Raw genomic sequence first — 21,406 nt, 5'->3', positions numbered from 1 at the left:
TTCACACCGTCACAGGTCCAGGACCACGCTGTCCGTCGGCTGTGAACAACAGATCAGAACATTGCCGGCGGCGGGAGGTTCGACCGGTTCGGGGTCGTAGCGCACATCTCCGGACAACGCCGCGGTTTCACAGGTGTGACACACACCCGTGCGGCACGACCAGCGTGTCGGCACGTCGCAGGCTTCGGCGAAGTCGAGCAGACTTCCGTGACGGGGGTTCCACGGCACGGTGAGGCCGCTGCGAGAAAAGGACACGTCGGGCCCGGATCCCGGGGGCCCGGTGGGTGGGTGCGGCGGCGTCGACGACGAGACGGCGATGCCGGGTGTGAGCGCGGCTCCCGCGCCGAACGTCTCGCCGTGGATGCGGTCCGGATCCAGACCGTGGTCCGCGAGCACCGCGGTGAGGTCGGTCATGAAGGTGGCGGGACCGCACAGGTACGCATCCGCCTCACACGGCACACCGAGGTCGGCGATCAGGGCAGCGGAGAGCCGGCCCTTCGAGGTGTAGTCGACGCCCTGTCGATCGGTGCTCGAGGGGCGGCTGAAGCAGATGTGGGCACGAGCGTGCGCGAGCTGGTTCACAAGCACTCGAGCTTCTTTCGCGAACGGGTGCTCCGCGCTGTCGCGGGCTCCGTGCACCCACCACACCCGCCGGGCCGATCGCGCCGCGACCAGTGATTGCAGCATCGCCAGTACCGGGGTGACGCCGACACCGGCGGAGACGAGCACCACCGGCTCGTCAGTGTCGGAGAGGAAGAACGTGCCGCGCGGGGCGGCCACCTCGAGGGTGTCACCGACTCTCACGTGCGCGCGCAGGTAGCCGCTCGCCGCGCCGTGCGGCTCCTGTTTCACCGCGATCCGGTACCGGCTCGAGCCCGGCCGGTTCGACAGCGAGTAATTCCGCACCAGGGGGGCATTCCCCGATGTCGGCGGCAGGCGCAGTGTGATCGATTGGCCGGGGAGCCAGGTCGGGAGCGGCGAGCCGTCGGCGGCGGCCAGGGAAAGGGAGAACACGCTGCGGCTCTCGGCCTGCATGCCGGTGACCGTCAGCGGGCGAAACCCGGTCCATGCCGGTGGCGGACTGGTGGCGGCGGCAGTCAAGCCGGTGTTGCCCGGTGCCCCGGCCGCCCCACGGTCGGCCTGTTCCTGAAGGCTCCGTAGCGAACCTTGCCAGCCGGGACTGAGCGCCGGGACGCGGAGGGCGCGTGCGAGCCCGTCCCGAGGGTGGCCGGGGAGGTAGAGCAGTGCATCGATATCCGCAACCGTGACCCCTTCGGGGCCCGATTCGATCTTGACGATCTCCTGACCCGCTTGCACCTCACCCTCGGTGATCACCCTGAAGTAGAACCCCGGTCGGCGATGCGACACCAGGAGTGCGGCCATACGGGGCTCCCCCATGCGCAGACCCACGCGATAACACGTCACGCGGGGTTGGCTGACTTCGAATACGGCCTCACCGATCTGATAGCGGTCCCCGATACACACCTCGTCGTCGGGTAACCCGTCGACGGTGAAGTTCTCCCCGAACTGACCGGGCTCGAGGACCTCGCGACCGAGTTCTTGTTCCCAGTACCGGTAGGAATCGGTTTGGTACACCAGCACCGCACGGTGCTGGCCGCCGTGCCCGCCGAGATCCCCTTGCCCGTCACCGTCGATGTTGAGTCGTCGCACCATCCGCGGGCCGTCCACCGGCTTCTTCCAAATACCCGTGTACACGGTTCGCGCACGCCAGGAAACATCCTGTGGCAGTCCGACATTCAGGGAAATCAGAGTAGTCAATATCCTCGCCTCTTCATGAAACTCTCCCGGCGGGTTGTTCGGATCGCTGCGGGCACACTCGGCGCGCCTGGACCGCCCGATCCCGGTCATACAACTCTGAGTACAGACCGCCGGGTCCGGGTGAAGCTGCTACGCAGTTCATCTACCTCCGCCATGCAGTACCCGTATCGGTCGCGCACCAAACGGTCGGCGCGAAGAGCTGGCCGGGGCGCCGTGCCTTTCGCGCCTGACGGCCTGAGGAAGATGAAGTGACCGGAAAGCGCGGCCGCTGCCTACGCTGCGATTGACAGTGTGGAAGTCGAGCCGATTCTGCATGGGGTCACACAGAATCGGCCGCTCACCGTAGCATCGACCGTCGCAGCACATGAGGTGATCGGGCATATTTTCCTCGACGGTTTGCTCGGTTGCTTCAGTGTGCTGGGGCCGTCGCAAAGCTGTTGGGTTCCAGTTTTCCTCGCCGGACCGGGTTGACGTGGACTGGTCAACGACCCAGGCGACGATTTGTGCGCGTGAGATGAATCCGCGTTTGGTGAGGACGTGCTCGACGTGTCCTTGGGTACGCGGTGAGATCACCTTTTTGTCGACGATACCTCTGTTCGTCGGGGGATTCCCGCTCGGTAACCCACGAACATTGGTGAGGCGCCCCGGCCCGCAACCCCCAGCTCAGGCCGGCGGTCACCCATATCGTCTAGCGCGGGCCATGTGGTCGGAGCAGGACTGACTCGATTGGATGGGACCGGCAGCTCGATATGATGTTCATCGAGGTCTGTCCGAGAACTCCACGACTGATCCGAGCATGCACGATGACGCGAAAGTGGTCACGGCGGTCAATCGGAGCGCTGTCCCGGCGCGGCGCAGCGTCCCCACGGGCGGTTTCCGATGCGGACGCGCACCAGATGCCTGCGCGTCTGATATCGCTCCTGGTGCGTCCGACCACCCCGCCGTTGTGGCTGGGGATCGTGGTCGCCGCCACCGTGATCACCATGGAAACCGTTGTGGTGCACCAGCTGAACAAGGTCGCGCCGCAAAACGCATTCGGTGCGGTGTTCTTGCTCGGCGTTCTGGTGGTCTCGGCTCGGTGGGGATTCGCGCTGTCGGTGATGACGACGTTGGTGAGCGCCGTCGTCTACGCCTATTTTCACCTGCAGGTGGAGGGGGCCCTGATTCCGACCAAAGCCGGCGACTGGGTGGCCATTGTGGTGTTCCTGCCCGTTGCGCTGGTGGCCAACCTCATGGCAGGTCAGGCCAGATTGCGCACCGCGGAGGCGGTGCTGCGCCGCCGGGAGGCGGAGGCGAGCCGGGACGAGCTCAGCATCCTCGCCGGACACCAGGCTTCACTGCGGCGGGTGGCAACATTGGCGGCGCGTGGGGTGAGCCCTCCGGAGGTGTTCACGGCGGTGGCCGAAGAACTGGCGCTCTGGCTGTATGTGGTCGACGCCGTGTTGCTTCGCTACGAGGGGGACGGCACCGGGACGCTGGTCGCCGTTCGATACGAGCCGGGGGTAACTCGGATGCCCGGCACCGGGGACAGGATCTCGACGGAGGGCGGCGACGTCGGGGCGATGGTGTTGCGCACCGGCCACGGCGCCAGGATCGACAACCACGCACACGTCGGTGGGGCAGTTGCTACTCGCATTCGTGCCGAGGGCTTCGGTTCGATCGTGGGAGTCCCGATCGTCGTCGACGAACGGGTGTGGGGCGCGGCGATCGTCGGATCGCGGGGCACCGAGCCGCTGCCCGCGGACACCGAGGCACGACTCGGCGACTTCGCCGATCTCGTCGCGACCGCGATCGCCAATGCTGTGACCCGTGCCGAACTGATCGCCTCACGGGCCAGGATTGTCGCGGCCGCCGACGAGGCGCGCCGTCGCCTGGAACGTGACCTGCACGATGGGGCCCAACAGCGGTTGGTGTCGCTGGGCCTCGAGGTGCGCTTGGCAGAAGCGTCGGTGCCGGTCGAATGGCAGGACGTGAAGGAGCAGCTGTCGGCCATCGCCTCCGGGCTCAAGGGTGTGTCGGAGGATCTGCGGGAACTCTCGCACGGGATCCATCCGGCGATCCTGTCGAAGGGCGGGCTGGGGTCGGCTGTGCGGACGCTGGCCCGTCGTTCGGCTGTCCCCGTTTCCCTCGATATCGCCGTCGAACGCCGGTTCACCGAATCGGTCGAGGTCGCCGCCTACTATGTGGTCGCCGAGGCGCTCACCAATGCCGCCAAGCACGCCCACGCCTCCGAGGTGGACGTGTCCCTGCGGGCGGAGGACGACACCCTCGATCTCGTGATCCGGGACGACGGCGTCGGCGGTGCCTCGTCCGGTGCGGGCTCCGGGCTCATCGGCTTACAGGACCGCGTCGAGACACTCGGCGGCCACATGCAGATCACGAGTCCGCCCGGTCACGGGACCACGCTGGACATCACCATCCCGGTCGCCGGCGAGTGACCGAAGGGAAGCCTGCCCCGGTGGATTCCGCCGTGGGCAAACTGTCGGGGCATTAACGCGGTGCCAGGGAATCGGGTTGGCCCTACATCGTGAGGCAATATCGCCCAAATGACTCCTCGGTGTTGTCCGAGTCGAGCGCAGCTGCGAGCGGTTGGCTCTACTGCAATCGCCAGGATTGCAGCTACCTGGAAGACGGAGATTGGGGCTGGTGGTCTCCGCATATTCCTGCTGGCGGTGGCGACGTGGAGCCGCCGTTGCACGACGATTTACATCAATGGTCGTTCGATCATCAACCCATCACACGCTCCGCACAAGGCGGCGCAACACAGAAATGAAGGTTTGAACAATGAACAGGTTCGCAATCCGCGTGGCAATTGCCGCAGCCACGATCACACCCCTGATCGCCCTCGGTGCCGGAACTGCTTCCGCCGCAACATCGCTCGATACAGGGGCTACGCCTGCCGCTCGAATCGTCCCGGATGCGGGTCCCGTAACAGACGTACCAGATTCGGGTTTCCCCTGGGGCTGGCCGGGGTCGACGGGGCCGTTCGGACCCGGACGGCCGGATGTGCACCACTTCCCAGGGGAGTTCGGCGGTTTCGGTGGTTTCGGCCACCACGGCCACTTCGGCCACTTCGGCGGTCACGGTGCGTGGTAACTGAGCGTGCCTTGCACCACCCCATTCCCAGACCGGGAGTACGTACGAAAGGGCCCGTAGAGCGACTCGATCTTCCGGCAGGCAGCGAACGCGACGGAAATATCCTGGTTGGCCATATCTACCGCTCAAGGGAGTTAGACAGCGCAGGTCATCACAACCGGTGGCAGTGGTCGAGTCGACGCCTCGCTGCGTTAGCAACTCGGTGTGTGGTTCCACGAGTGGCCGGTAACCACGTTGCGATCAACGCGGCCGGGGCGTTTCGGCTCACCTCGAGGCCTTGATTCGGCGTGGCACCGGCTGTCGGCAGCGGGTACGGGGCGGCTTGGTGCCGTCACCACCTACGGGACCCTCGGCGTGGACACCTTTTCCTGCTACCCGGAATGCGTACCAGGAGTGCGAGGTCGATCATGAACGTCATGGTGTTGCAGCTCGGTCGTCTACGGTGCCTGATCGTCGACGACAACCCACGTTTTTCGGATACTGCCCGGCGTCTGCTCGAGCAGCAGGGCATCACGGTCGTCGGCACGGCGTCGAACACCGCCGACGCGGTCCGGTCGGCCGTGGAGCTACAGCCCGACGTCATCCTGGTCGACGTCGAACTCGGCGCGGAAAGTGGATTCGAACTCGCGGAGCGGCTCGACGACGAGGTGCACCCGTCAGCGGTGATCCTGATTTCCACGCACGCCGAGCAGGACCTGGCCGAACTGATCTCGGTGAGCCCGGCTGTTGGGTTCGTGTCGAAGTCCGATCTGTCAGCCGCTGCAGTCCGGGATCTGCTCGGCGCCGGTGACGGAACCGACGGAGAGCGGGTGGCTCCGGTCAGCGGGCCTCGAGGAAGGTGACGACCGCGAGGACTCGTCGGTGATCGTCGCCGGTCTCCGGGAGGTTCAGTTTGGTGAGGATGCTGCGTACGTGTTTCTCGACGGTGCCCGCGGTGACCCACAGTCGGTGGGCGATGCCGGAATTGGAACGTCCTTCCGCCATGAGGGCCAGTACCTCCCGCTCCCGCGCGCTGAGCGCGGCGAGCGGGTCGTTGCGCCTGCGGGCGGAGACCAACTCCTGAACCAGCGCGGGGTCGACGACGGAGGCCCCCGCGGCGATGCGCTGGAGGGTATCGATGAAGTCGTCCACGTCGGTGATGCGGCTCTTGAGCAGGTAGCCGATTCCCCGGCCGCTGGCCAGTAGCTCCATCGCGTGTTCGACTTCGGCGTGCGCCGACAGGACCAGGATGCCGACCTCGGGGAATTCGTCGCGGATCGCCCGGGCCGCGTCGAGCCCCTCGGTGGTGTGGGTCGGGGGCATCCGGATATCGACCATCACCAGGTCGGGGGCGCGCTCCCGGACGAGGTCGAGGAGTGTGGTTGCGTCGCCTGCCTGTTCCAGGACGTCGAAGCCGGAGCGAGTGAGCAGGCTCGCCACGCCCTCGCGGAGCAGGACGTCGTCGTCGGCCAGGATCACGCGCAGCCGTGTTGTCACCGGGCCGCTTTTGGAACTCGCCCGTGCCCGCGCCGACTGCGGGTGTTCGCGGGCGTGGTCGTCGCCGATGTCGGTGGGCACGGCCATGTCGTCGACGGGCAGGCCGTGGCGGCGCTGAATTCGTCGCAATTCCTCCCCGAACTCGGCGGCGGTCGCGGGCCGATCCTCGATGTTGGCCGCCATCGCGTGGTTGATGGCGGAGCGCACGTCGGCGGGTATGTCGGTGTGCGTCGAATCGGACAGCGCCGAATCGGATGTTGCCGCGTCGGTGGTGTGTGGTGCTCGAGTGGCCGTTTCCCCATCTCGGTGACGATCGCTGCCCGAGTGACCGTTGAGCGCGCACAGGAGCGTGGCCCCGAGGCTGTAGAGATCCGAGGCCGGTGTGGGGGTCTGTCCGTGGAGTACCTCGGGTGCGGTGAACGCGGGGGAACCGGAGACGAGGCCGGTGGCCGTCTCGAAGCCACCCGCGATTCGTGCGATGCCGAAGTCGGTCAGTTGAGGCTCTCCGTACTCGGTGAGCAGGATGTTCGCGGGTTTGATGTCGCGGTGGAGGGTGGCTCGTCGGTGTGCCGTTTCGAGTGCCCCGGCGATTTTGATGCCGATGTGCAGTGAATCCTGCCAGCTCAACGGGCCGGCGTCGCGGATCAGCGCGCCGAGGGAGTCGCGCGGGTGGTACTGCATCACGATGTAGGGCACGCCCGATTCCGTGGTGCCGCTCTGGAAGATGCTGACGATATTGGGATGCCCGGACAGTTTGCCCATGGCGTGCTGTTCACGCAGGAATCGGTCGAGATCGTCCGAGTCGAGTGCGGCGGCAGTGAGTACCTTGATGGCAACAGTGCGCTCGAGTGAGCGCTGCCAGCAGCGATAGACCGCTCCGAAACCGCCGCGTCCGACTTCGTGGGCATCGTCGAAGCCGGCCGCGGCCAGCTCTACCGCAATCGCCGAGAGCGGATCAGACCGCGTCGCCGGAGGATGGAATTCGGTCATCGTCGACCCCGAGTTTCCCCGTCCGTGAGAACAGCGCCCGATCACCGTGGAAGTGATCGACTTCGAGAATACGTCATCGGTGTCCGGCCCGACATGCCATGACACGGTCTCGCACACATCGATCGGTCATGGAATTGCAGTTACCTGGAAGATCGCGATTGCGGCTGGTTGCATCCGCAAGCTCCTGCTGGCGGTGGCGACGTCGGGCCGTTTTTCCGCGACTATTTATATCAATGGTCGTTCGATCATCAACCCATCACAAGCTCCGCGCAAGTCGGCGCAACACAGAAAATCAAGGCGAGAACAATGAACAAGGGAGACGGAATGAGCACCAAGGGCACCGTGTTGATCGTCGGTTCCAGCAGCGACACATTCGAACTGAAAAGCGGCCGGAAGGATCCGACTGGCTACTACCTCAACGAGCTTGCAATCCCGGCTCAGGCGCTCATCGACGCTGGATATGAGGTCCTCCTCACGACCCCGAAGGGGACGCCGCCCGTCGTCGAACAGTTCTCACTCAAGGCCGACTACTTCGGCGGTAGCGAAGCGGAGCTTCAAAAGGCCATCGAGTTCGTTGCCACCAGCCCTGGCCTTCAGAATCCGCCCTCGATCCGTTCAGTAATCGAGGGAGGGCTGGATGGCTACATCGCGGTATTCGTGCCGGGCGGTCACCCACCGATGATCGACCTGATGCAGGACCCTGATCTAGGGGAGGTCCTCCGTCACTTTCACACCGAAGCCAAGACGACCGCGGTTCTCTGCCACGGCCCAGTCGCCCTTACGGCAGCCATGCCGAAGGCCAAAGAGTTCAGGCAAGCACTCGTCGAAGGTGATGCAGAGGCCGCCAAGGCAGCGGCCGCGGACTGGCAATACAACGGCTACCGGATGACCGTTTTCACCAACGATGAGGAGAAATGGGCAGAGCAGAACATCCTGAACGGGGACGAGGTGGTGTTCTATCCGGCAAATGCGCTGACGGCCGCCGGCGGTGAGGTGCAGAACAAGGGTCTCTTCGAGCCGCATGTGATGCAGGACCGAGAACTCATCACAGGGCAAAACCCATTCTCCGACGGTCCCTTCGCCGAACTGTTGGTGAAGACGCTGGATCGGGCGGTCGCAAAGTATCGGGCCGTCGCAGGGTAAGGCCTAATACTGCAACGGCACTTATGGCAGGTGCCCGCGGGTTCGGTAATGGCAGGAGCGGGCCTGGCGCTGTCGGCGTCGTCGCCAGCGGGACCAGGACCAGACATGCTCGTCGGGGTGGGCGTGTCGCACGATCAGATGCACGAGTGGCCGCCGGATCTCGGGTGCCGTGTAGTCGATCATGCCCTGTTCGGCGACACCGATCCCCCTTTTACCGCTTGGGGTTTCGTGCCAGCCAGCCAGGAGAGCGCGAGCATCGAGAAGGTGGTGTGGGCATACCAGGCCCGGTAGGTGCGCACCTGATACTGGTCCAGTCCGGCCTCATTCTTGGCCTGCTGAAAGCACTCCTCGACCCGCCACCGCGACCCGGCGACGGTGGCGAGTCCGGTGAGCGTGGTACGCCGGGGTCCCGCACAGATGTAGTACGCGATCTCGGTGGCGTCCGACAACGATCGGCGGGCGAGGAGCCAGTGCCCGCGCCCGGGTGCCCACGCGATCCGGATCGGCACCCGCGCCCAGGAGTATTCCCGTGGTCCGTGCGCGCCGTCGCCGGCCGAGATCCGGCGCCACGGCTTCGCAGGGACCGCGGCGATCATCTCGTCGACGCGGCCGCTGCGGCCGTCCGGGTGAAGACGTCGTCGTTACGCCGAGTGGCCAGCACGTACGACACATCCCGCTCCTCGAGCCAGACCCGCAGGTACTTCACCTGCCCGTACACCTCGTCCACGGTGAGCCAGGAGACCGGCACCCGCGCATCAAGCGCGTTCGATCATGTGCTGCGCCCAGCACGGGTTTGGTCGCGAACTCCACATCGTCACCAATCCCTGTGGCCCGGCAGCGTTCCCGGTCGGACATCCACGATTTCGGGCAGGTAGAGCTCCCGATCAACGCGTGCCCGGCTGAGCTCGCGTAGGCGCGGAACACCCCGACCTGGCAGTTCTCCACCCCGGCAAGTTGCTCTCGTTTTTGCAGTGGTGCATCGGTGTGTACCGCAACGCGGTGCGCCACTCACTTCAAACGTTTTGGCAGACCCGTACGGCGCCGCGCGAGGCCGACACACTATTGATCCACGTAGGCGGGGCGGCCTAGCATCAATGGAGAAGTCGAGGCAGTTGGACAGCCCCTCCTCCCCGCCACGTCTGTGGTTACCGCATGATCGAATCGAGTTCTCGTGGACCACGAATTGGACTACCAGTCGTTGAGCCTGGGCGGATCGCCGAACGATATTCCCACTGTGGTTACCGCCGTGAGAGTTAACGGCGCCGACCACGAATTGACGATGGATAGTCGGGTAACCCTCCTGGACGTATTGCGTGATCACCTGGGGCTCACCGGGGCCAAGAAGGGATGCGATCAGGGCACCTGTGGTGCGTGCACCGTGCTGGTCAATGGCAAGCGAGTCCTGTCGTGTCTGACATTGGGTGCGCAATGCGACGGCCGAGACGTGACCACCGTCGAAGGGGTGTCGGTGGACGGTCGGCTCCACCCTATACAGGACGCATTCGTCCGGTGCGACGGCTATCAGTGCGGCTATTGCACCCCAGGACAGATCATGTCCGCCGTCGCTTTGTTGTCGGAAGAAGGACGCACGGACACCGACGACGACATTCGCGAATACATGAGCGGCAACATCTGCCGGTGTGGGGCCTACCCGAACATCGTGGCCGCCATCCGCGAGGTCGCAAGATCGGGTGGGAGAAGTGCGAACCTTTGAGTACGTCCGAGCATCGGACATCGACGACGCCATAGCGGCGGTCACCGCCGACCCGGACTCCAGCTTTCTTGCCGGCGGCACGACGCAGTTGGACCTGATGAAAGACGGAGTGCTGGTACCGGCCAAGCTCGTCGACATCACGAGATTGCCGGTGCACGGCGTCGCCGTCAACGACGGAATCCTGCATATCGGTGCGCTGACCACGATGGAAGAACTCGCAGCCGAACCCTCGGTGCGCGTAAGCCTGTCTTTCGTACGAGAGGCACTCCTGCTGGGCGCGTCGGTGCAACTGCGAAACATGGCGACCATCGGTGGGAACCTTCTGCAGCGCACCCGGTGCCGCTACTTCCGCGATCCGGCGGTAGCAGCATGCAACAAGCGGGAACCGGGCACCGGCTGTGCCGCGATGAACGGAAGCAATCGAATGCACGCCATTCTGGGGACCAGCGAGCACTGCATCGCCACTCATCCATCCGACCTCGCCGTCGCCCTCGTCGCGGCGGACGCTGAAGTTCAGACCCGCGGAGCTGAACTTGGGCGCAGCATCCCACTGACCGACTTCTACTACCAGCCAGGGGACACCCCAGACAAGGAGAACGTCCTCGAACATGGTGAGCTGATCACCGGCGTCGACGTACCACTTCTCCCCGCGAAAGCGCGGTCGCACTATCTCAAGGTCCGTGACCGTGCCTCTTACGAGTTCGCGCTGACCTCGTCGGCCGTCGCATTGGTGGTCGAGGACGGAACGATCAGCTACGCGCGCGTAGCGCTGGGCGGCGTAGGAACATTGCCGTGGAGGGCGCACGCCGCCGAGCAGATTCTGCACGGCGCACCCACCACCGGCGAGACATTCCGACGCGCGGCTGAGGCCGCGGTGGAGGGTGCGCGGACCCGGCCGGGTAACGCCTTCAAGGTGGAACTCGCCAAGCGCACGGTCGTCCGCGCTCTGGAGACGGTGTCGGGGCCAACGACATGACGATCGTCGGCAGCAACAAGATCATCGGCGAGGGGATCGACCGTGTCGAGGGGCCTCACAAGGTCACCGGAACCGCGAAGTATCCCAACGACTACGCGACCGCCGACCTCTGTCATGCCGCGCTGGTCCAGAGCACCATTGCGTCAGGAAGAATCCTCGACATCGACACCCGTGCTGCCGAATCCTCTCCGGGAGTCCTCCTGGTCCTCACGTACCGGAACGCCCCTCGACTGCAGCGCGGTCCGATGACCGACCTCGGTGCGGCAGCGACGCCTCCCCTGCAAGACGACCGCATTCTGCACTACGGCCAGCACGTCGCCGTAGTCGTGGCCGAGACTCCGGAACAGGCGACAGCCGCCTCCCACCTCGTCGAGGTGAGGTACGAGACGACCACCCCCGTCCTGGACATGGACGATCCGCGCTCTCCCGTCGTGAACAACCCGTGGGGCATGGACACCCAGCGCGGCGACGTCCAGGCCGCGTCGAGATCGGCCGACGTGATGATCGACGCGACGTACACGACACCTGACAACACGAACAACCCACTCGGATTGTTCAGCACCCTCGCAGACTGGGACGGCGACACCCTGCTCATCCGTGACTCGACCCAGTGGCCGCACAACGTCCGGAGGCAGCTCGCGGCGACCTTCGGAATACCGGAGAGCGGAGTCCGCGCTCTCGCACCGTATGTGGGCGGCGGATTCGGCGCCGGCCTACGGGTGTGGCCCCACACCGTCCTCACCGCCGTCGCAGCGCGTGAGATTCACCGACCCGTGAAACTGGTGCTGACCCGCCCGCAGATGTTCACCTCCGTAGGGCATCGACCCGACAGTGTGCAACGCATCAAACTGGGTGCCACCCGCGAAGGTGACCTCACCGTCATCGAGCACAGCAGCACCTCCTCGGTCGCAATGGAAGATGACGACTTCGAGCCGGTCGCCTCGGGCTCCGCCACCGCCTACGCCTGCCTCAACGTCGCAACCCGAGATCAGCAGCGACGGTTGAACATCCCATGTCCCACCTCCATGCGGGGTCCCGCGCAAGCCCAGGGGAACTTTGCACTCGAGTCGGCCATCGACGAACTCGCCTACGCGGTCGGCATCGACCCGCTGGACTTCCGTCTGCACAACTACGCAGAGAAAAATCCGCAACTACGACTTCCGTGGTCCAGTAACGCGCTGCGCGAGTGTTACATCCAAGGTGCCGAACGCTTCGGATGGTCCAGGCGAAGCGCCGAGCCCCGGTCGATGCGCGAGGGCCGATGGCTCGTCGGCTACGGCATGGCCGGTGTCGCCTACCCGTGGTACCAAGCCCCGTGCCAGGCCCGGGCATCGGTTCGCCGTGACGGTTCCGGTTACGTGTGCAGCGGAGCCATCGACATCGGCACCGGCACGTATACGGTGATGACCCAGCTTTCCGCGGAACTGCTGGGCCTGGACATCGACCGTGTCCGCTTCGACCTCGGCGACTCCGATATGCCGCTCTCGCCGCAGGCCGGCGGATCCGGTCTCACCAGCGCCCTGGGCAACGCTGTGCACGCGGCCTGCCGGAACCTCATTCAGGCCTTCGTCGGCCTGGTCCGCGACGACCCCGACTCGCCCTTACGAGGAAGCACGGTCGAGAACGTCACCGTCACCGATGGCAGAATTCATCGAGTGGGCGAGCCGTCTGCGAACGAGACCTACGCCGACATCCTCGCCAGGAACTCCCTCGAAGAATTGACTGCCGACGGAACAAGCACCCCACCAGCACCACATGATCTCGGCATGGCACTGACCGGTGCCTTCGGCGCCAAATTCGTTGAGGTCCAAGTAGACACCGATCTGGGACGACTGAAGATAGTCAGGATAGTCTCCGCCATCGACGGCGGACGGATCCTGAACCGAAAGACCGCATCCAGCCAAATTATCGGAGGAACCGTCGGGGGGATCGGGCAGGCGTTGTTCGAAGAAACGATCACCGACGCGGACACCGGACGTATCGCCAATGCAACCTTCGGGGACTACCTCGTATCCGTCAACGCCGACATCCCCGACATGGACGTCCTGTTCGTCGGCGAACCCGACCGAGCCACTGCGATCGGAACAAAGGGAGTCGGCGAGGTCGGACTCGTGGGCATTGCCGCGGCGATCGCCAACGGCGTCTTCCACGCGACCGGAAAGCGCATTCGCTCGCTGCCAATCACCCTAGATCAACTCCTCTGAGTGCGTGAACGACCATCTGCCCAAGCCGTGTTCGTGGCTGAAGAGAGGCCTGCAAAGCCGAAGTTGGTGTGCCCTCCTCGCACTCCACACGTCGTCAGCGCGTTGGGATGGGGCACTCACAGTCTGGCGCCCCTGTCCTTCCGCGGAGCCACCTACTCCGGCGTGTTCACCTTGATGCCGCCGTTGACCGGTCGCCGGCGTGAACACCACGGCCATGTCGTCGCCCCGGCCGCCGGCACTGGCAGATGGTGGGCAACTGGTCCCGCGCCTACACTCCAAGAGCTTCCCACCGGGGCGAGGTCAACGACGCCTACGCGAATGTCGAAAATAGCTCCACCACAGGCAAAGGGTGGTATTTCCGAACGTCTAGACAGCTCATCTCTTAGCGCCGTGCGCAGCGGACACGTTACTGGCTCGCCATCACCCCTTACCGCCAGCAGGTAGTGCTTACGGGTGTCTACGGGAAGCCCCAATGGATACGAGCACTGACGACATCGGCGGCCATTGGCGACATCATCGATTGAGTCAACCCGACACGCACGATCCGCTCGCCGACAAGAAAAGAGGCACTCCAATGAACTGGAACCGAAACGACACCGCCGTGGTGTTCATCGATCCGCAGAACGATGTACTCAGCCCCACCGGAATCAACTGGGCGGCGACCGGCGCCAGCGTGACCGAGAACGGCACCGTCGCGCACATGCTCGAGATCTTCCAGGCCGCCAAAGCGGCGTCGTTCGGAATGTTCATCTCACCCCACTACTTCTATCCCACCGATCACGGCTGGCTGTTCAACGGTGCACTGGAGGCCGACGAGCAGCGCACCGGCACCTTCGACCGTCCCGGCCCCTTGAACTTGGACGGGCTGTCCGGATCCGGAGCCGATTGGCTCGAAGAGTTCAAGCCCTACATCAACGATCCGGACACCATCGTCGTCAGCCCGCACAAGGTATTTGGCTCGCAGACCAACGACCTGGTCCTGCAGTTACATAAACGGCGAATCAGCAAGGTCCTTCTCGGTGGGATGCTCGCGAACATGTGCGTCGAATCGCATCTTCGCGATCTACTCGAACAAGGCTTCGAGGTTTACGTCGTCCGCGATGCCGTCGCCGGCCCCCGCCACCCCGAGTGGGGTGACGGTTACCAGGCTGCGATGGTCAACTACGCCTTCCTCGCCCATGGTGTCGTCTGGACCGAAGACGTCGTGACCGCAATGCAAATGCAAACCACGGCCTGACTGGCGGTCGTCTCGGTGAAGCCGCGCTCTGCCACACTCCATCTGACGTCGTACATGGGTTACTTCTCGACCCACCTACTGTTCTTGGACAAGCTCGGGGACGTCCCTCGGTATGAACTCGACGCGCCGGATCTACGGAAGAAGCCGAATGCGGCATTTCCGTATAGCGCTCGGATCGCTAACCATGCACAACCCCAGCCTCATCGTCGACAGCGTCCCGAACAAAGTATTCCTCGATTGCGGACTCGATCTCGATCGCTGGTACCCGCTGCCACGCAGCATGATCGGAACAACGCGGTTCATGCCCACACACCGCCGCGGACCCGACCACCTTCGCCACACCCTGGACACTGTGCGCGAACGATTCGATTTTCGCTGCGGCCCACTGAGCTAGGCTAGGAATTTATCGCCAGTTCCTGACGTCTTATGTCCGCAATGAGCCCCGTGACCGTGGCGCTTGCCGTTGTCAGTATGGCGCTGGCGCTGCAGTGATCCGCTGTCGTGGCGGTCGATGGTTCCGCCGCGAATCGGTGTCGGTCAGCGACCGACGAATGCCGCGTCCGCCGTGGTCAACGTGAAGATCCGGAACAACTCTTCCCGACCGATCTCGGGGAACCCCCGCAGCGCTCCAGTTCCTCGAATCCTCACGTACTGCCGCCAGCAAACGATCACGGTGCCGCGGATTGCGACCCAGTCAAAGGCGGCGGGTTCACGTATTGGTCGCAACACTCCTGATAGAAGGGGGTTCGACCAACTCCACACCGTATCCTCGCCAAGCTCGGCTTCACGTCGCGTGCACAGATCGCCGCCTGGATCGTCGAGTATGGGGAGACCGAACGTACCGGCTGAGCAAGCCCTGCAGTCTGATGATCGCCTCAAGCCACCCGGGGGTTCTCCAGTACGAGGGCGACTCCCTGTCCCGATCCGACGCACACTCCGAGCACGCCGTAGCGGGCTTCGCGCAGCCGTAGTTCGGTCGCGAGGGTGAGGACGTATCTGGTGCCGGACGATCCGAACGGGTGACCGATCGCGACGGCGCCGCCGTTCGGATTCAGGCGCTCGTCGGGGACTTCGAAGCCGTCGAGCTGATGCGGTAGCTCTCGGAGCACGCCGAGGGCTTGCGCCGAGTATGCCTCGTGAATTTCCCACACGCCGATGTCGCGGGGATTCAGGCCCGTCCGTGCGAGGGCCTTCGGGATGGCGAAGGCGGGCGCGATTCCCATGATCTGCGGGTCGAGGGCGTAGGTCGCCGACGCCACCACTCGGGCGAGGGGTTCGACGCCGAGTTGTTCTGCGGCGGCCCTGCTGGCGAGGACGACCGCGCTCGCCCCGTCGTTGAGCGGGGACGAGTTGCCGGCCGTCATCTGGGTGGTATTCGGTTGCGGCTGGAGTGCTGCCAGTTTGTCGGCGGTGGTGTCCCCGCGGATGCTCTCGTCGTGCTCGAACCGGCGGGCCGGCACTTTGCGGCTGGCAGGAATCTCGACAGGTTCGATCTCCATGGCGAGGCGGCCCGAATCTCGGGCGGCGGCGGCGTGGTGGTGTGAGCGTAGTGCGAACGCATCGATTTCTTCACGCGTCAGGTTGTAGCGGTCCGCGACGTTCTGCGCTGTCTGCATCATCTCGATGTACGCGTTGCGTGCGAGGAGGGTCGGGTTGGGTGGGCCGCCTGCGCCGGCCCACATCGTGTCGAGCATGAAGACGGGCCCGCGTGGCATGAACGGCGCGTCCCCTTTCATCAACGCCCATCCCGAACGGGACATGGATTCGACCCCGCAGGCGAGTCCGATTTCCATTTCGTCGCTGCGGATGGCGTGGGCGACCGAGATTGCCGCCGATAACGAGGATGCGCAGAATCGGTTGACCGTGATCGCCGGGACGGAGTCCGGGAAACCTGCGGCGAGTGCGGACCAGCGTGCAATGTCGCCCATCCCCTCGTGGGCGGGGTTCACACAGCCGGCGACGATATCTTCGATCTTGTCGAGCGGCACACTGGTGCGCTCGCATGCGGCGACCATTGTTCGGCCGAGCAGATCGTCGGTGCGTAGGTGCGAGAGCGATCCGCCGTAGCGCCCGACCGGCGTCCGAACGCCGCCCAGAACAAACGCGTCAGTCATACGGACTCCTCACCCGCGCAGGGACCCCACGCGTTACTCGTTCAGGTGGGCCGCTGCGGCGCGATCGACACGATCACCCGAGCGGAGCGCTCTCTGCATTATCTCTCTGCATTGCGCAGACGCTAGCCCTGGGTGTCAGGGTGAGTTGAGTCCAGTGGTTCACAGCAAACCCGCCTGCAGGGCGAGATACGGATCAACCCGCGATGACGATTTCTCCCACGGTTCTGGTCGAGGACAATGTCCGGATGGACCCCTCGCACCCACGCGCCGACGGCCCGCAGCGACGACGCGCCTTCAGCGCCGCCGACAAGCTCGCCCACCTGACCGCCTATGAACAGGCCTGCGAGAGCAACGGCGGAGGCGCGTACCTGCGCCGCGAAGGCCTGTACTCGTCCCTGATCAGCGAGTGGCGCAAACAACGCGATGCCGGCGTCCTCGACGGCAAGAAGCCCGGCGACAAGATCGGCAAACTCACCACCGAGCAGGCCGAGATCGCACGCCTCAAACGCGAGTTGGAGAGAGCAAACAAGCGACTGGCCACCACCGAGACTGCACTGGAAATCATGGGAAAAGCACATTCGCTCTTGGAGCAACTCTCCGAGAGCGCGGATGCGGACGAGCAGCGCAAGAAACGTTGATGCGCACCCACCACGAACTCACCGATTCCGGTGTAACAACAAGGGATGCAACCCAACTGACGGGAATCATTCGATCCACCGCAGCACGAGACAAGACCCGGCCCGCGGCACCGGATCCGACCGCCGCCGCAGTCACGCGCACCCCGGAGAACAAGCTCACCGACGCCGAACGCCGGACTGTCCTCGACGTTCTCGACAGTGACCGGTTCGTCGACCGAGCCCCGGCCGAGGTCTATGCCCAACTCCTCGACGAGGGCATCTACCTGTGCTCGGTCTCGACGATGTATCGGATACTGCGCGAAAACGCGCAGGTCACCGACCGTCGACGGCAGGCCCGCCACCCCGCCCGGGCCTGTCCGGAACTGGTGGCGACCGCACCGCGGGAGGTGTACTCGTGGGACATCACTAAACTTCCAGGCCCAGTCAAGGGCACGTATTTCGACGCGTACGTGATGATCGACATCTTCTCCCGCTACATCGTCGGCGCCCACGTCCAGACCCACGAGTCGGGGCTCCTCGCTGCCGAGATGATGACCGAAACCCTTGCTGTGCACGGAATACCGAACGTCGTGCACGCCGACCGGGGAACCTCGATGACCAGCAAGACCGTCGCCACCCTGCTCGCCGATCTCGAGGTCACCCGCTCGCATTCTCGGCCGCGAGTATGCCTGTTAACCGGCTAATCCACCGGATCGTTACCCATGAATCGACACGCCGTCCACGGAAATACTTGACCCCCATCGACGGTGGCGTTACACCTGTCTCATAACGAATCAGCACACGCTGCGTCTGGAGGCCGGCACCGACGTCGCCTGGATGTTGTCCGGGCCCAATGCCGACAACTACCCGCTGGTCAACCAATACCTCGGCTACCTCGCCGACCGAAACTATTCACCACGTACCCTGCGCGCCTACGGCTACGATCTGCTCGCATTCTGCCGCTGGCTCGAATCCCGGAACTACGACCTCGAATCGGTCACCACCAACACGGTATTGGACTTCATGCGGCATTGCCGCGAGACCTCGATCGTGGGACGCCCCGCGAACGTGCTGTCGATGACCGGCAAGCGCCTCGACCATTACTCGGCGACCACCATCAATCACCGGCTCGCCGCCCTGACCGGGCTGTTCACCTTCCGCACGCTGCGCGAACCCGACCTGCGCAACCCGATGCCCAGCGGACGGGAAGCCCGCAGAGTCAGCGCCGAGGAGCGCAGCGGTCTACTCGGACACCTGGTGCGACCGAAACGCCGATCGGTTCTACGCCTGCGGGAGCCGCGGCGACTACCACGGTCCCTGGATCGCCGGGAAACAGCCGACCTGCTCTCCAGCCTGCGGACGTGGCGGGACCGATCCCTCGCCGGTCTGATGTTGCTGTCCGGGTTGAGATCCGGAGAACTGTTGACCCTCGAAGTTACCGACGTTGACATCGGCGCCCGCTGGATACGAGTAGTGGGCAAAGGCGCGAAGGAACGCCGGGTGCCACTCGATGTGGAGGTCGCAGGGCTGATCCAAACGTATCTGCTCACCGAGCGGCCCGAATCGTCGAGCACTCGCTTGTTCCTCGTCGCCAAAGGCCCGAACAGAGGTAAGCCGTTGACGGCGGCCGGGCTGCGCACCATCTTCCGGTATCACCGGCTCAAAGCCGGAGTGCCCGCCGGGCACCCGCACGCACTCCGTCATACCTTCGGCACCGCGATGGCCGAAGCCGGTGTGGATCTGGCAGTGATGCAAGCACTGCTCGGGCACGCGCACGTCGACAGCACAGCCCGCTACATCCATTTGGCACCAACACATGTCAAGGCGGAATACGATGCAGCCCGCACACGACTACGCGCCCGCACCTGAGAGTCCGGCGGATATCTACGCCGCCTACCTGGTCCACCTCGAGCGGCGCCGTCGCGGCAACACCGCCTACACCCAAGCCGCTCGCTCGTTCCTGCGGCGCTGGCCGCAGGTCCAGCGGTGGGCCGACCTGCCCCTCGACACACGGTTGGCTGCGAACTGCTCGACCCGTCCGTTCATCACCTTCCTGATGGTCAGCCGAAGGCTGCAACCGGGCTACGACTACCTCGTCTCCCGCAAACTCGCGAGCCTCTGGCACGAACTGACCGACAGTTGCCTCGCACCGGACCTGAATCAGTTCATCTCCGCAGCATTGGAATTGGGATTCACCCAGCGCGTCGCATCGGCCATCGGGTCGCAAATCATCGCGAGGCTGCTGATTCAAACCGAACGTCCCCTGGCCGATCTACGCGAGAGCGATGTGCAGGACCTGCTGGACGCGTGCGATATTCGCCAGATGCGCACCGGCCGAGGTGCGAGGCACTACCGGAGCACCACCCACAGCGCGCGGCAGATTCTCTTTCACCTCGGGATCCTCGACAGTGAAGCCCGACCGGCAGTCACGCCGCTCACCCTCGACGAGCGGATGGCCGACGTCCCCGCGGCGCTGCGTCCGGCGTTCGTGGCCTACCTGCACCGCAAACGCGCCACCTGCGTGGCCAAGACGGTCAGCAGTCTCGCCACCCGCTTGGCGCACTTTGGCAGGTACCTCGCCGCCATCGACCCCGACATCGCCTCGCTGTCCGCGCTGGACCGGCGCCGACACATCGAACCGTTCATCACCTCACTGACCACCACCGTCAACACCGTCACCGGTGAGCCGATCACCGTCGCGGACCGGATCCGGCGCGTGCATGCGGTCGGCAATTTTCTCGCCGAGATCACCGAATGGGGCTGGGACGACGTACCCGCGCGGCGGCTGATCTTCCGCACCGATCTGCCCCGTCCGCAACGTTTCCTCCCTCGATACCTACCCGTTGATGCTGACCGCAAACTTGCTGCAGCACTGTCGGACTCGCCCTACAGACTGGCAGCCGATGCACTGTTGGTGCAGCGGGCATGCGGGCTGCGGATCGGTGAACTCCTCGACCTCGAACTCGACTGCATCCACGAAATACCCGGCCAGGGATCCTGGCTGAAGGTCCCCCTCGGCAAACTCGACTCCGAACGGATGGTTCCGCTCGACGAGGAGGTCCTCACCCTCGTCGATCGCATCACCGCCACCCGCTCACCCGGCCGACCCATGCGCCATCCCCGCACCGGGGCGCCCGCGGATTTCCTGTTCACGCACCACGGAAAGCGGCTCTCGCAGAACGCGGTGCGAGCAGAACTGGACCGAGCAGCCGAGACGGCAGGCCTTGGGCACGTCACGCCGCACCAACTCCGGCACACCTACGCCACCGCGCTCATTAACGCCGGGGTATCACTGCAAGCGCTGATGGCAATTCTCGGACACGTCTCGAGCCAAATGAGTCTGCGTTACGCGCATCTCTTCGACAGCACCGTGCGCACCGAATACGAACGCGCCTTGAACCTGGCGAAAAGCCACATCGGGCCGATGCCCACCGGCCGAACCCAGCTCCCGATCACCGACATCACCGACGGCGGGTGGAAGGACGCACCGGCGATCAAATCGCGCCTGGCCGGCGGCTACTGCCTGCGGGCACCCGCGCAAGGCTCTTGCCCTTACGCAAACATCTGCGAGCACTGCCCGAGCTTCCACACCGACTCCACCCACCTCGGAGTACTCGCTGCACAACGCGTGGATGCTCACGATCTCGCCGAAGATGCGGAAAAGCGCGGATGGATCGACGAGGCGAAGCGGCATCGCACCCTCGTGTCCCGACTCGACGCGCTCATCGCGCAATCGGACACCGCATGAGCGAGAACGCCCTGGTCAGGGTTGAACGGATCTGCGCCGAACTCGCCACCACGGGACAGCCGATCACCTTCACCGCCGTCGCCGAACAGGCCCAGATCGGCCGGGCGACGCTCTACCGGGACAAGCAACTGCGCGCCGTCGTCGATGAACACCGCACCCGACAAACCGACGCCCGCACCCTGACCGGTCTCGCCACCGAGGTCGCGCACCTTCGCACCGTGGTCGAGGCGCTCGCCGCCACCGTCACCAAACACGAAGAACAACTGCGCCGCCTTCGCCGCAATCCACCGCCCCGACGATGAACCATTCTGA

The 21,406-nt window shown here is 64.8% G+C and carries 15 protein-coding genes and 3 pseudogenes; 13 read left to right on the top strand and 5 right to left on the bottom strand.

Going from position 1 to position 21,406, the window contains the following annotated elements:
- Window positions 1–9: 9 nt before the first annotated feature.
- Together JVH1_RS38165 and JVH1_RS38160 are read right to left on the bottom strand one after the other, a co-directional pair.
- Window positions 10–1,779: an MOSC and FAD-binding oxidoreductase domain-containing protein gene (locus JVH1_RS38165; RefSeq protein ID WP_043781312.1), complete on the bottom strand. Its 1,770-nt coding sequence runs from the start codon at window positions 1,777–1,779 to the stop codon at window positions 10–12.
- Window positions 1,780–2,247: 468 nt separating this feature from the next.
- A pseudogene (locus JVH1_RS38160) lies at window positions 2,248–2,379 on the bottom strand (helix-turn-helix transcriptional regulator); the annotation flags it as partial.
- A 296-nt stretch (window positions 2,380–2,675) separates the two neighbouring features.
- On the opposite strand from JVH1_RS38160, the gene JVH1_RS38155 reads away from it, so the two are divergent.
- Complete coding sequence (locus JVH1_RS38155; RefSeq protein WP_009478444.1) at window positions 2,676–4,217, top strand: ATP-binding protein; 1,542 nt, start codon at window positions 2,676–2,678, stop codon at window positions 4,215–4,217.
- Between the two features lie 1,065 nt (window positions 4,218–5,282).
- A complete protein-coding gene (locus JVH1_RS38150) occupies window positions 5,283–5,717 on the top strand; it encodes a LytTR family DNA-binding domain-containing protein (protein ID WP_009478441.1) in 435 nt (144 codons plus the stop codon).
- On the opposite strand, the gene JVH1_RS38145 is transcribed toward JVH1_RS38150, so the two are convergent.
- Window positions 5,695–7,341, bottom strand: coding sequence for a protein kinase (locus JVH1_RS38145; protein ID WP_083849846.1), 1,647 nt, complete (start codon window positions 7,339–7,341; stop codon window positions 5,695–5,697). The genes JVH1_RS38150 and JVH1_RS38145 overlap by 23 nt on opposite strands.
- Window positions 7,342–7,393: 52 nt before the next feature.
- Here JVH1_RS38145 and JVH1_RS38140 point away from each other — a divergent pair, with 52 nt between their 5' ends.
- Window positions 7,394–7,651 carry a hypothetical protein gene (locus JVH1_RS38140; protein ID WP_371113113.1) on the top strand — a complete coding sequence of 86 codons (258 nt, stop codon included), beginning with the start codon at window positions 7,394–7,396 and terminating at the stop codon, window positions 7,649–7,651.
- Window positions 7,652–7,665: 14 nt separating this feature from the next.
- Entirely contained in the window at window positions 7,666–8,484 is an 819-nt protein-coding gene (locus JVH1_RS38135; RefSeq protein WP_157174059.1) for a type 1 glutamine amidotransferase domain-containing protein, read from the top strand.
- Window positions 8,485–8,663: 179 nt separating this feature from the next.
- On the opposite strand, the pseudogene JVH1_RS38130 reads toward JVH1_RS38135, so the two are convergent.
- Window positions 8,664–9,429: pseudogene (locus JVH1_RS38130) on the bottom strand (IS701 family transposase); the annotation flags it as partial.
- A 226-nt stretch (window positions 9,430–9,655) separates the two neighbouring features.
- Here JVH1_RS38130 and JVH1_RS38125 point away from each other — a divergent pair.
- From JVH1_RS38125 to JVH1_RS38110, 4 genes are all read left to right on the top strand, one after another.
- Window positions 9,656–10,198 carry a (2Fe-2S)-binding protein gene (locus tag JVH1_RS38125; RefSeq protein WP_009478435.1) on the top strand — a complete coding sequence of 181 codons (543 nt, stop codon included), beginning with the start codon at window positions 9,656–9,658 and terminating at the stop codon, window positions 10,196–10,198.
- On the top strand, window positions 10,185–11,174 hold the full coding sequence (locus JVH1_RS38120; RefSeq protein ID WP_043781343.1) for a xanthine dehydrogenase family protein subunit M: 990 nt from the start codon (window positions 10,185–10,187) through the stop codon (window positions 11,172–11,174). Before JVH1_RS38125 ends, JVH1_RS38120 begins: the two co-directional genes overlap by 14 nt.
- Entirely contained in the window at window positions 11,171–13,378 is a 2,208-nt protein-coding gene (locus JVH1_RS38115; RefSeq protein ID WP_009478433.1) for a xanthine dehydrogenase family protein molybdopterin-binding subunit, read from the top strand. Before JVH1_RS38120 ends, JVH1_RS38115 begins: the two co-directional genes overlap by 4 nt.
- 574 nt (window positions 13,379–13,952) lie before the next feature.
- A complete protein-coding gene (locus JVH1_RS38110; RefSeq protein ID WP_043781310.1) occupies window positions 13,953–14,615 on the top strand; it encodes an isochorismatase family protein in 663 nt (220 codons plus the stop codon).
- An 875-nt stretch (window positions 14,616–15,490) separates the two neighbouring features.
- Here the strand turns inward: JVH1_RS38110 and JVH1_RS38105 are convergent.
- Window positions 15,491–16,729 (bottom strand): thiolase family protein, encoded by a 1,239-nt coding sequence (locus tag JVH1_RS38105; RefSeq protein WP_009478429.1) that lies wholly within the window; start codon window positions 16,727–16,729, stop codon window positions 15,491–15,493.
- Window positions 16,730–16,932: 203 nt separating this feature from the next.
- Here JVH1_RS38105 and JVH1_RS38100 point away from each other — a divergent pair, with 203 nt between their 5' ends.
- The 5 genes and pseudogenes from JVH1_RS38100 (at window position 16,933) to JVH1_RS38080 (ending at window position 21,396) form a co-directional block, all read left to right on the top strand.
- Entirely contained in the window at window positions 16,933–17,367 is a 435-nt protein-coding gene (locus JVH1_RS38100) for a transposase (protein WP_009480657.1), read from the top strand.
- Between the two features lie 122 nt (window positions 17,368–17,489).
- A pseudogene (locus JVH1_RS38095) lies at window positions 17,490–18,032 on the top strand (transposase); the annotation flags it as partial.
- 151 nt (window positions 18,033–18,183) lie between these two features.
- Window positions 18,184–19,215, top strand: coding sequence for a tyrosine-type recombinase/integrase (locus JVH1_RS38090; RefSeq protein ID WP_051033848.1), 1,032 nt, complete (start codon window positions 18,184–18,186; stop codon window positions 19,213–19,215).
- Complete coding sequence (locus JVH1_RS38085; RefSeq protein WP_371113112.1) at window positions 19,181–21,094, top strand: tyrosine-type recombinase/integrase; 1,914 nt, start codon at window positions 19,181–19,183, stop codon at window positions 21,092–21,094. Before JVH1_RS38090 ends, JVH1_RS38085 begins: the two co-directional genes overlap by 35 nt.
- On the top strand, window positions 21,091–21,396 hold the full coding sequence (locus JVH1_RS38080) for a hypothetical protein (RefSeq protein ID WP_009480802.1): 306 nt from the start codon (window positions 21,091–21,093) through the stop codon (window positions 21,394–21,396). The genes JVH1_RS38085 and JVH1_RS38080 overlap by 4 nt, the downstream gene beginning before the upstream one ends.
- The last annotated feature ends 10 nt before the right edge of the window (window positions 21,397–21,406 follow it).

Source organism: Rhodococcus sp. JVH1, assembly GCF_000280725.2.
Classification (GTDB): domain Bacteria; phylum Actinomycetota; class Actinomycetes; order Mycobacteriales; family Mycobacteriaceae; genus Rhodococcus_F; species Rhodococcus_F jostii_A.
The sequence above is the reverse complement of the archived record's forward strand: the minus strand, read 5'-3'. Positions and strand labels throughout refer to the sequence as shown.